Here is a 10,884-nt window from a genome sequence, read left to right as displayed (position 1 = left end):
AGAACTTCAGGCCATCGGCGTGGCTCGCCGTGGCGGCCAAGGTGAGGCCGGCGACAAGGAGGGTGGATGCGAGGCGATTGATTTTCATGGTCTCTCCGAAAAGGGTTGTTATTGGCCGCTAGGCGAATGGCGAGACTCTATTCCGGGCAGATCGCCGGGTCTGTGACCCAGGTCACTCAACCGCCTATTTTTTTTGCAGCATGTTCTGGGCGGCGTCGAGGTCCGTTTTCCTGATCAGCCCCATTTTTTTCTCGACGACCTGGCCGTTGCGGTCGATGAACAGCGTGTAGGGCAGGCCGCCTTTGGTGTTGCCGAGCGCCTGCATGAGCGGAATGCCTTTTTCCTTGGCGATGAACACCGGGTAATCCATCTCGTAGGCCTTGGCGAAGTCCTTGGCCGGTTCGGCCTTGTCCTCGATGCCGATGCCGAGGACTTCGATCTTGCCCTTGTGGGCGGCGCGGAACTTGATGAGTTCGGGGATTTCAGCCCGGCAGGGGCCGCACCAGCGGGCCCAGAAATTGACGACGAGCGGCTTGCCGCGGTAGCGCTCGAGGGCCACCGGCTTGTCGTCGAGATCGTTAAGCGTGGCAGCGAAGAGCGGGGCGGAGGAAATTTCCTCTGCGACGACCACAGAAACAAAGGCTGGCCCTACGGTCAACCCGGAAAAAAGGCCAAAAATCAAAAGCGCAAACAGCTTTCTCAAGGCAGATCACCACGGCGGAAAATGAAGTAGCCGATGGTAGCACTGACGACGCCGAGCGCCGCCGGGTAGGCCAGGGCGAAAACCTTGTAGCCGGCCGTACCGAACAGGTCGAGGATGACGTAGGCCGAGGGGCCGAGGACGATCAGTTGCGGGTCGAAGAGGGCCAGCGCGGCGGTGCGGAAGACCTGTAGCGGATTGGCCAGGGCCAGCGTGACGGCGAGTTCCGGCGCGACCTTGCCCTGGATCATGACGCCGAGCAGGATGAGGTCGAGGAAGAGCAGCAGGAAGAGCCAGACCATGAAGGCGGCGCCTTGCGCCATGTCGGTGGTGCGCGCGATGGCCGAGATCAGCATGCCGATGCCGAGGAAGCACAAAGCCATGACGGCGAGCAGGGCGGTGTAGTAGCCGAACATGTCCCACGGCACTTCGATGCCCTGGATGGTCGCCCAGATCACGGCGCCGAGCATGGCCAAAAAGACCGGCGCAAAGACGACGATGTAGCGGCCGACGATCTTGCCCCAGAACCAGGCCGACAGCGACACCGGCAGCGATAGCAGGTATTCGAAGACGCCGGCCTCGCGGTCGCCGGCCACCGAGCGGACCGTGGTGATCAGCACGAAAATGGGCAGGATGGCCATGGTCAGCTGGATGTAGGTGACGAGCAGGCGCGACAGGCCGATGAAGCCGAGGACGCGCGATTCGGTCAGGCCGAAGAGAAAGAGCAGGGCGACGATGCCGCCGAAGACCAGGGTGTAAATCTGGAACCAGCGCGCACGAAGGGATTCGACGATATCGAGTTTGGCGGTGAGCCACAGTTGTTTCATGTTTTTATTTACCTTTGGCCAGCGTGTGCTGGCGCATGTCGGTGAAATCGAGGCTGCCCGGCATCGGCATCGAGACGGCAGCAAAGTTGTAACCCATCGGCGAGGTCTTGGTGATGAACTGGGCGCGGCGCGGGTCGAGCCAGATCATTTCATCACGGCTCTTGCTGTTGAAGTCGGCGACCCACAGGCGCGTCGCGGCATCGGCCAGCCATGGATATTTGTCAGCCTTTTCCTTGAGCCAGAAGGCCAGGCAGCCGGGGTCGTCGAATTTGAAGACGGTGTGGTCCGGTCCGCCGCGAATTTCGCCGGCGAAGCGACGGTCGGAGATGACCATGCTGCAGCGCACGCAGGTGTCGCGGTCCCACTTGATCTCGGCCATGCCGTCCGGCCAGTTGTCTTTTTTACAGCCGGAGAGCGCCGCAGCGAGCGGCGTCAGCAGCAGGCCGCCAAGGCCGAGGCGGCCAATGAAATCACGGCGATGCGAGTCGCACATGCTCAGTTCTCGGATAGCGAGAGGTCGCTAACCAGTGCCGTGTAACGTGAAATGATGCCGAGAAAGCGCAGGCGATCCGGCCCGGCGATCTCGCCTTCCCACACCCGGTTGTCGTCGTGGCTGGCGAAGTTCCAGCCATCCAATGCTTTGGCGAAGGCCGGTTCGAAGCGGCTCAACACGATGCGACAGGCCAGCCGGGCGGTCAGCGTCACGGCGTCGGCCACCTTGTCGTCGAGGACGATTTTGCCGGTGTCCATTTCGACGACGCGATTGACCAGCGCCGAGACTTCGTCGAGACGGTGGCTGGAGATGATCATCGTCGCGTCGTCGAGGCGTTCGGCGAGCAGGTCGAAGAAGATCTTGCGCGCTTCCGGGTCGAGGTTGGCGGCCGGCTCGTCCATGACCAGCACACTGGCTTCGCGACCGAGTGCAATGGCGATTAGCAGCTTCTGCTTCATGCCGCCGGAAAGCCGGACAAACTGGCGGGCGAGGATTTCATCGACGTCGAGGCCAAGGCGCCGGGCGATGGCGTGGATGCGCTGCGGGTCGGTGCCGCATAGCGAGGCCGAGAAATCGATGAGCTGGCCGACCGGCATCTTGAGCGGCGGCGGCAGTTGCGGCACGAAACCGATGCGGCCGAGCACCTCGGTGCGGTTGCTGCGCGGGTCGAGGCCATTGATGGCGACGCTGCCGTCGTGCGTGTATTCGCCGAGCAGGCAGCGGATCAGCGTGGTCTTGCCGGCGCCGTTCGAGCCGATCAGGGCAACGCGCTCGCCGAGGCCGATGTTGAGGCTGATGCCATCGAGCACCCGGGCTTTGCGGAAGGTTTTCGCAATGTTCTTGAACTGGATCATGCCGGCGATTATAGGGAGGGGGCCGAGTTTGGCGTTGAATCTGAATCAAAAAATGTGCTGCCCGGCTGGCCGAGGAACGAGAGAGCGACGAACGCAGCACGAAAAGTGAATATTAGCCCATGTTCGTATTATTACTTTTGTCGTAATTGTATGGTTCGAGTGCCTCTGTTAGGGTTGAACAAATTCCAAAGAGTTCAAAAATATGAAAAACAACCAGCCGGTGTTTGATCGTGAATATGTCATTCGTCCGGAGTCCAGCATCATCAGCCGGACCGATGAAAAGGGTTTAATTACCTACGTCAATGATGATTTCGTCGAAGCTTCCGGCTTTTGCCGGGAGGACCTGATCGGTCAGCCCCACAACATCGTTCGCCATCCGGATATGCCGTCCGAGGCATTTCGCGATATGTGGGCTACGCTTGAGCGGGGAAAGCCGTGGGGCGGTGTTGTCAAGAACCGGCGCCAGGACGGCAGTTTCTACTGGGTCAAGGCGATGGCCACACCGCTGTCTTCCGGCGGCTACATGTCGGTACGGAGCACGGCGAGCGCCGCCGAAATTCGCGCCGCGAGCGCCTTGTACGAGCAGATGCGCCGTGATTCGACCTTGCTGCTCGAGCAGGGGAGCATCCGGGGCGGCCTGTTCAAGCGGCTGTTCCGGCGGCTCAACGACATCGATCTGAGCACGCGGCTGTGGTTGTCGACGCTGGCGTCCATCGTCATTGTCTGCCTGAGTCTCGGGCTGGGGCTGCAGGTTGTCGCAGCCGTCCCGGTTTCGACCCTGACACCGGAAGTCGCCGGGCGCATTGCCGGCCTGCATCAGGCGATGTTGATCATTGGCGGACTGACCCTGCTCGCCTGGCCGCCGCTGGCCTGGGTGATCATTCGCGAATTTAACCGACCGGTCCGGGCGGCGATTGAGGCGGCCCGCCGCATGGCGGCGATGGACCTCAGCCAGCCGGTTCCCGTGCATGGCGATGACGAAGTCGGCCAGTTGCTGGCCCAGCTTGCCATCATGCGCAATCACTTTCAGGAAATGGCGGCGATGCTCCGTCAGAGCACGGCCAAGCTCGACACGATGGCCCGGCGTCTCGCCGATTCCAGCCAGGCATCGGCGAGCGCGGCATCCGATCAGGCGGAAGTGGCAACCAACATGGCCGCTTCGGTTGAGGAATTGTCGGTGTCGATCGACCACGTCACCGAGTTTTCGACCGAGGCGGATACGCTTTCCCGTGCCTCGGGCAGTGCTTCGCGCGAAGGCGGCGGTGTCATCCAGCGCGCCGCCAATGAAATGACCCACATTGCCGATACGGTAAACGGCTCGGCGACAGCCATTCGCGAACTGGAATCCTATACGGTCGAGATCTCGAGCATCGTCAATGTCATCAAGGAAATCGCCGACCAGACCAACCTGCTGGCCCTCAATGCGGCCATCGAGGCAGCACGCGCCGGCGAGCAGGGGCGCGGCTTTGCCGTGGTCGCCGATGAAGTGCGCAAATTGGCAGAGCGTACCGCGTCGTCGACCAAGGAGATCGCCGGCATGATTGAAAAAGTGCAGGCCAGTTCGCAGCATGCGGTGAGCGAAATGGAAAACAGTGTCGACCAGGTCCAGTCCGGTGTCGACCTGGCGCGTCAGGCCGAGCAGTCGATTGGAACGATTCAGGTCAGTTCGGGGCAGGTTGCCGAAGCAGTCAATGAAATTTCCCTGGCCATCCGTGAGCAGAGTACCGCCGCCCGCGAGATTGCCCAGAACGTCGAGCGGGTTGCCCAGATGACCGAACAGGGATCGCAGGCCAGCCAGGCGGCGGCTTTGCTGGCCGGTGAGGTCAATGATCTATCCGGCGAATTGCGGCGGCTGGCCGAGACGTTCAGGATTTGACGGGCATGTGTTCCACGGTCAACCGGAAATAATGGCCAAAATTCAAATCGGCTTGGACAGCCATTTGAACAGGGTGGCAAACAGCTGTTCGGGATCAACTGGCTTGCCGATATGGTCGTTCATCCCGGCGTCCAGGCATTTTTGCCGGTCACCGGTGAAGGCATTCGCTGTCAGGGCCAGAATCGGAACTGCTTCCCGGCCCGGCAGGGTGCGGATGATCTGCGATGCTTCGATCCCATTCATATTCGGCATTTGCAGGTCGAGCAGGATCAGATCGTAGGTCATGCGTCTCGCCAGCTCGACGGCCTCGACACCATCCTCGGCCAGATCGACGACGAGGCCGGCCGACTCCAGCAGTTCGCGCGAAACTTCCTGGTTGATCGGCTCGTCTTCGGCGAGCAGGATGCGCGCCCCGGCATAGCGGGCTTTCAGGTTTTCTTCCGGTAGTTGATCGACGGCCTGGCCGGCTGCTGCGATGCTAGCCGCCGCTTTTTTCAGCCTGGCCGTGAACCAGAAAGTACTGCCCAAGCCGGGCTGGCTGTCGACACCGATACTGCCGCCCATCAGCGTGGCCAGACGCTTGCTGATGGCCAGCCCGAGTCCGGTCCCGCCGTACTTTCGCGTCATCGAGTTGTCGGACTGTTCGAACGCCTGGAACAGTCGGCTCTGGTCCTCGGCCGAAATGCCGATCCCGGTGTCGCGTATGGCGCAGTGCAGGAGCAGGTCGGTCGACGTTTCCTGGCTGGCCGAGATGTCCAGGCTGACCGACCCCTGGTTGGTGAACTTGATGGCGTTGCTGGTTAGATTGAGCAAAATCTGGCCAAGCCGCAGAAAGTCGCCGCGGAGCGGCTGGCTGGCCAGCCCGGGGGCGATGTCGATGCGCAGCGTCAGGCCTTTTGCCGCGGCTGCCGGAAGCGCCAGGTTGCTCAGATTGTCGAGCGGGGTGGCGAGCATGAAGTCGACTTCATCGAGCGTCAGGCGTTCGGCTTCGATCTTGGAAATGTCGAGGATGTCGTTGATCACATGCAGCAGATGTTGTGAGGCCTTGGCGACTTTGCCGAGCTGGTCGCGCAGCTTGGGGTCGGTCGCCTGTTTGAGGGCCAGGCCGGTCATGCCCATGATGGCGTTCATCGGCGTCCGCAGTTCGTGGCTCATGTTGGCCAGGAAGGTGCTCTTGGCGCGGCTGGCCGCTTCGGCCGCTTCCTTGGCAATCGACAGCGCGGCGGTGCGCTGCTCGACGAGTTCTTCGAGGTGATCGCGGTGCCGCCTCAGCTCAGCCTCGGCATTCTTGCGTTCGGTGATGTCGCGGGTGATGCCGTGGTAGCCGATGATCCTCCCCGTGCTGTCGTACTCCGGCTTTGACTGCACTTCACCCCAGACCAGGCTACCGTTCTTGCAGAGATGCTGCGCCTCGAAGGTGATCGATCCGAGCCGAATATTCCGCCGAATCATTTCCCCGCGCTCCTGCATGATCCTGCTGACGCGGGTCCGCCCGTCTTCGTTGAACAGTTCAAGGATATGGTGGCCCACGACTTCATCGGGACGGAAGCCGCGAATCCGTTCGTCGGAGGGGCTGATGTAGGAGATGATCAAGTTGCTATCGGTTTTCCAGATGACATCCTGCACATCCTCGGTCAGCAGCCGGTAGTGGGCTTCACTGCGTTGGAGTCTTTCCTCGGCCAGGTTTTTCTCGAGGGCAATGCTGGCCAGGCGGGCACATTGCTCGATGAGGTAGATGTCGTGGTCGGCCGGCGTGTGTGGCTGGCGGTGGTAGATGGCGAAGGTGCCGAGCACCCGGCCATCCGAGGCGAGGATGGGTTGCGACCAGCAGGCACCGAGTCCGGCGCTGGCGGCCAGTTCCTTGAAGTTAACCCAGTAGGGATGAGTCGAAATATCATCGACGATAACGCGCTGGCCGGTGAAGGCAGACGTGCCGCAGGAGCCGACGCCCATGCCGATGGCAACGCCTTCGAGGGCCTTGTTATAGAAATCGGGGAGGCTGGGGGCGATGCCCTTCTCGATGTGCGTTCCTTCGCTGTTGAGCAGGATGATGCTGCACAGCATCGCCGGATAGAGTTGCTCTGCTCCGCGCACGAGCGCTTCAAGGACGTCGGAGAGCGGTTCGCCGCCGGCCAGAAGCTCCAGAACATGGGTGCGGAACCGGTCGTGCCGTTCGGCCCGTTTCGTCTCGCTGATGTCGATGAAGGTGCAGATGACCTGACGCAGACTGCCATCCGCCGCCAGATCCGGCTTGGCGCTCAGCAATAGCCAGACACGGTCCAGGCTGGTCGGTCGATAGACACCCATGACGACGTTTTCGACGGGCAGCCCCGTCGCTATGGCTCGGGGTACTGGATGATCGTCGCCGGGGAAGGGCGAGCCGTCTTCGTGAATGACGTTCCAGTCCGGGTCGAGGCTGGTTTTGCCGAGTAACTCGCTTTCTTCGAGTCCGAGTAGTTCACGCGCAATCCGGTTGCATTGGAGGATTTCGGAAGAAGGTGACTGGATCAAAACGCCAACCTGAAGATCGGCCACCAGTCGGCGGTAGTTTTCCCGACTTTCCTGGAGGGCGGTTTCGCGCTGAATCACGCTTCCGAGTAGACGATTAAAACCGCCGATTAATTCTCCGATCTCATCCTGCCGATATATCGGCAACAGGCGTGGTGTCTGACTCGTATTCGACAGGGTGGCCAGCGTAGTGGTCGCCGCAATCATCGGCGCGAATTGTCGCCGCAGCATCCACGCCGTCATCCACCAGACCAGAGCGCCAGCCAGCAGTGTGAGCAGGCCGGTAGCGAGCAGGAGGCGCTGGCGCATGGTGGTGATCGAGGCAAAGGCTGATTCGGTGGGCAGCGCGGATACGATGAACCAGCCGGCCACCGGAATGCCCTTGGCAGCGGTCAGCTCCTCGACGCCACGGGAGCTGACGGCAATGCCATAGCCTTCATAGCCTTGCACATATTTGTCATGCATCTTGTTGATGCCGGCTGGCGGGGCTGGCTGCATGATGCGGCTCTTGTCGGTGGCGCTGACAATCAACTGGTGTTGCGGAGCGATGACCAGATAGCCGCCAGTTTTGCTGAAGCGGCTTGATGTCACCCGATCAAGGAAATTCAGTTTGCCAAGATTGATGGCGCCGACTAGCGCGCCGATGACCTGACCTTTGCCATCGCGAATGGGCACCGCCATGCCGACAACGGGGGTCTGCAAAATCCGGCCGAGGACCGGACGGCCGATGGTCGATTTGCCCTCCTTGAGGGCGCCGATCATGTAGTCCCGATCCATGTAATTGGTGCTGACACGTTCCTCGGAAAAAGGTATGGAAGCGACTGCCTTGGCATCAGCACCGGCGGCACGCACGCCACCGTTGAACATAAGCTGCAGAATTGGCCGTTCTTCGAGCAATCTCTGTAGCGCGGCGGCGTTCTTCAGCATGCCCGGCGTAATTTCAGAAGCAATTTTTTCCAGCGCCTTCAAACGCTCATCCAGCTCTGAATTAACTTGTGCGGCAACCAGGGAGACCGTCGCGAATTGTTGTTCGCCGAGTTGGTGTTGCATGTCTTCACGCAGCATCCGGCTGGCGTAGAAGGCCAACGACCAGATGCCGATCAGAAAGACAGCCAGTGTGAAGAGGGTCAGTCTGGTCGTGAGCGAAGTCTTTTGAAAGAGGTTCAAGCTCATGGATGGGCCTTCAGTTGGCAAAAAGCAAGTTCAGATATTTTTCTGAACTTTATCACTTTTGCCGCCCTTTTCATGGAGACGCAAGGCATTGCCCCCCCGATTTTTTCCGGCTGAGCGGAAATGTTCGAATGCTACGGTCAACCGGAAAAAACGGCCAAAATTCAAGCCAGCTTGGACAGGCCCTTGACCTCGAACGACAACGAGCCGGTCGGGCAGACATCGACGCACAATCCGCAGCGCGTGCAGTCGGGGCCGATCGGGACTTCGGTCTCGACGGCGCGGCCCTTGATTACCGTATCGAGTACGTGCGGTACGAGGCAGACCTTGCGGCAGTCGCCTTCGTGGAAGCAGCCGTCGAGCTTGTACTTGATGCGGACCGGCGAGACGATGCCGACGACGCCGTAGGTCAGGCCGATCGGGCAGGCGTAGCGGCACCAGGCGCGGCGCGAGAAGAAGACTTCGAAGAAAAGCAGGGCGAGGACCCAGAGCAGGGCCAGGCCCGGGCCGTAGATCAAGGCGCGGGAGAGGATGCCGGTCGGCGAGATGGCCTCGAAGACGGTGTAACCGGTGGCCAGGGCGAGCAGGGCGAAGACGGCCCAGAAAACGGTGCGCAGGCGACGGTCCATGTTCTGGTCGGTGACCAGTTTTTTGCTGACCAGAAAGAGATGGATTTTCTCGGCCCATTCGGCCAGTAGGTGGTAGGGGCAAACCCACGAACAGAAGGTGCGACCGCCGAGCAGGACCCACAGCACGAGCACCGTGCCGGTGCCGATCAGCAGGTTGTTGATGATGTGCTTGTGGGCGAGCATGACCTGCAGCGCCGAGTTGAGGTCGATCAGGTGGAAGCCGACAAAGCGCGAGGCGGTCAGCGCGCCTTCGAGAATTTGGATGTCGAGGCCGAAGGACAACGTGAAGAGCAGGTTGGCGAAGATCAGCGTCGCCCAGCGGCGGTTGCGCCATTTGTGGCTCGGGGTGGCGTGGGCGCGGGCGTGCAGCTTTTCGGCGATGAGGTCGCGATTGCCCTTTTTGTAGAAGTGAATCTGCTGGGCGGCCGGGCTGATTTCCTTCGGCTTGCTGGGTTCGGCGCCGAACAGCACCTTGATCTGATCAAAAAACCGGCGTTTGAGGAGCGTGCTCATCGCGGGGGATTTCCTTTGGTCATATTTTCCAGACCTCGCCGGCTTCGATGGTGATGGCGGTGGGTTCGACTGGGCAGACCATTTCGCAGACGCCGCAGCCGACACAGGGTTCATGGACGACCGGCGACTTGCGCTGGCTGCCATCGGGGGCAAACACCGTTTCGATCGAAATGGCGCCCTTGATCGGGCACTGGCGAACGCACAGGTCGCATTCGGCGAGTTCGTAGGGATGGCTGCTGATTTTGACCGGTTTCCAGCGGTCGACGTCCATGTAGCGCAATTTGCCCTTGAATTCTCCGCCCCGTGTCTGGCCCTTGAAGCCCTTGCCCTGGACGGCCAGGCAGGCTTCGGGACGGGTCAGGCGGGCGACGCCGATGCGCTCGTGCATATTGAGCGTTGGCTCGGGGTCGTTTTCCTTGGCTAGCAAAATAGGTTTGGCGGCGAGTGCGGCGCCCGGACGAACCGGCAGGAATGCCGGTTTGTGATAGGTCAGCGAACCGGTTGGGCAGGCCAGGATGCACTGCACGGCGTCGCAGGAGAAATCGCAGGCCTGGGCGCGCGGGTCGATGTAGGGCGTGCCGACGCCAACGCCGTCGATCAGGTCGGCCAGCTTGATGGCCGAGACCGGGCAGACCTGGACGCACTGACCGCATTTGATGCAGCTGCCGAGAAAGTCCTTTTCGTCGAGCGCGCCAGGTGGGCGCAGGCGTTTCTTCTGGGCATAAACGAGGGGCAGGAAGCCCGACATGGCGGCACCGAGGACGCCGCCGGTGAGTAGGATGGTGCGCAGCACGCGGCGCCGGTTGGTCTGCCGCTTGGCGATTGAGACGGCCGGTTTGCCGTTGGCGGAGGGTTGGCGGGCCGTGTTGCTGCCGTTGGCGTTGTTGTCGTTACCGACTTCTTCGTCGATCTCGCTCATGATCGTGCTGTTCTTTCAGGTTTGACGAAGCGCGGCGTCTCGTCGCGCAAAATCAGGTCCGGTGTGGAGAAGGGGGCCAGGCGTTCAAGGAAATCGAGCAGTTCCATGACTGGCGAGCTGCGGAAAAAGCGCGCCACCGGCAGCTCCATCCAGATCTGGTCGGCGTAGGCGTAAAGCTCGTGGGTCTTGTCGCCGACGCCGTCGCCATCGCGGTCGAAACCCTGGTAGTCGTCCCAGTAATTGCCGCGCCAGACGTTCTTCGGACTATTGTTGTTGTCGCCATGGCCGCCGTAGGCGACCTGGGTCAGGTTGCCTTCAAAAACGTTGTCGATCACGTTGTTGCCGCCGGTTTCGCTGTTGAACAGGATGCCAACGCCGTTGTAGGCGAAGCGGTT

At 61.1% G+C, this 10,884-nt stretch carries 9 protein-coding genes; 1 reads left to right on the top strand and 8 read right to left on the bottom strand.

Features of this window, described 5'->3' with window-relative positions:
- Positions 1 to 184: 184 nt before the first annotated feature.
- Genes ADADOO_RS10585 through ADADOO_RS10570 form a run of 4 tightly spaced genes read right to left on the bottom strand, consistent with a single transcriptional unit; the run spans position 185 to position 2,874 of the window.
- Positions 185 to 703, bottom strand: a complete 519-nt coding sequence (locus ADADOO_RS10585; protein ID WP_511277384.1) for a TlpA family protein disulfide reductase — start codon at positions 701 to 703, stop codon at positions 185 to 187.
- Complete coding sequence (locus ADADOO_RS10580) at positions 700 to 1,527, bottom strand: ABC transporter permease (RefSeq protein ID WP_511277382.1); 828 nt, start codon at positions 1,525 to 1,527, stop codon at positions 700 to 702. Before ADADOO_RS10580 ends, ADADOO_RS10585 begins: the two co-directional genes overlap by 4 nt.
- A gap of 4 nt (positions 1,528 to 1,531) precedes the next feature.
- Positions 1,532 to 2,020 (bottom strand): hypothetical protein, encoded by a 489-nt coding sequence (locus ADADOO_RS10575; RefSeq protein ID WP_511277380.1) that lies wholly within the window; start codon positions 2,018 to 2,020, stop codon positions 1,532 to 1,534.
- 2 nt (positions 2,021 to 2,022) lie between these two features.
- Positions 2,023 to 2,874, bottom strand: a complete 852-nt coding sequence (locus ADADOO_RS10570) for an ABC transporter ATP-binding protein (RefSeq protein WP_511277379.1) — start codon at positions 2,872 to 2,874, stop codon at positions 2,023 to 2,025.
- A gap of 202 nt (positions 2,875 to 3,076) precedes the next feature.
- Here ADADOO_RS10570 and ADADOO_RS10565 point away from each other — a divergent pair, with 202 nt between their 5' ends.
- Entirely contained in the window at positions 3,077 to 4,750 is a 1,674-nt protein-coding gene (locus ADADOO_RS10565) for a methyl-accepting chemotaxis protein (protein WP_511277378.1), read from the top strand.
- Between the two features lie 42 nt (positions 4,751 to 4,792).
- On the opposite strand, the gene ADADOO_RS10560 is transcribed toward ADADOO_RS10565, so the two are convergent.
- The 4 genes from ADADOO_RS10560 to ADADOO_RS10545 form a co-directional block, all read right to left on the bottom strand.
- Positions 4,793 to 8,431, bottom strand: a complete 3,639-nt coding sequence (locus ADADOO_RS10560; protein WP_511277376.1) for a PAS domain S-box protein — start codon at positions 8,429 to 8,431, stop codon at positions 4,793 to 4,795.
- Between the two features lie 161 nt (positions 8,432 to 8,592).
- Complete coding sequence (locus tag ADADOO_RS10555; RefSeq protein ID WP_511277375.1) at positions 8,593 to 9,570, bottom strand: NapH/MauN family ferredoxin-type protein; 978 nt, start codon at positions 9,568 to 9,570, stop codon at positions 8,593 to 8,595.
- Between the two features lie 19 nt (positions 9,571 to 9,589).
- Positions 9,590 to 10,489, bottom strand: coding sequence for a 4Fe-4S dicluster domain-containing protein (locus ADADOO_RS10550; protein WP_511277373.1), 900 nt, complete (start codon positions 10,487 to 10,489; stop codon positions 9,590 to 9,592).
- On the bottom strand, positions 10,486 to 10,884 hold a 399-nt coding region (locus tag ADADOO_RS10545; protein ID WP_511277372.1), incomplete at its 5' end, for a NosD domain-containing protein. The genes ADADOO_RS10545 and ADADOO_RS10550, both read right to left, overlap by 4 nt.

Source organism: Azonexus sp. (assembly GCF_036170495.1).
In the GTDB taxonomy this organism is placed as follows: Bacteria; Pseudomonadota; Gammaproteobacteria; order Burkholderiales; family Rhodocyclaceae; genus Azonexus.
This window is presented reverse-complemented; position numbering and strand designations above follow the sequence as displayed.

Bases quoted from the DNA above. Each gene is read 5' to 3' on its own strand.
- ADADOO_RS10565 (WP_511277378.1), top strand. From the start codon at position 3,077: ATGAAAAACAACCAGCCGGTGTTTGATCGTGAATATGTCATTCGTCCG.
- ADADOO_RS10570 (WP_511277379.1), bottom strand. From the start codon at position 2,874: ATGATCCAGTTCAAGAACATTGCGAAAACCTTCCGCAAAGCCCGGGTG.
- ADADOO_RS10580 (WP_511277382.1), bottom strand. From the start codon at position 1,527: ATGAAACAACTGTGGCTCACCGCCAAACTCGATATCGTCGAATCCCTT.
- ADADOO_RS10560 (WP_511277376.1), bottom strand. From the start codon at position 8,431: ATGAGCTTGAACCTCTTTCAAAAGACTTCGCTCACGACCAGACTGACC.
- ADADOO_RS10550 (WP_511277373.1), bottom strand. From the start codon at position 10,489: ATGAGCGAGATCGACGAAGAAGTCGGTAACGACAACAACGCCAACGGC.
- ADADOO_RS10555 (WP_511277375.1), bottom strand. From the start codon at position 9,570: ATGAGCACGCTCCTCAAACGCCGGTTTTTTGATCAGATCAAGGTGCTG.
- ADADOO_RS10575 (WP_511277380.1), bottom strand. From the start codon at position 2,020: ATGTGCGACTCGCATCGCCGTGATTTCATTGGCCGCCTCGGCCTTGGC.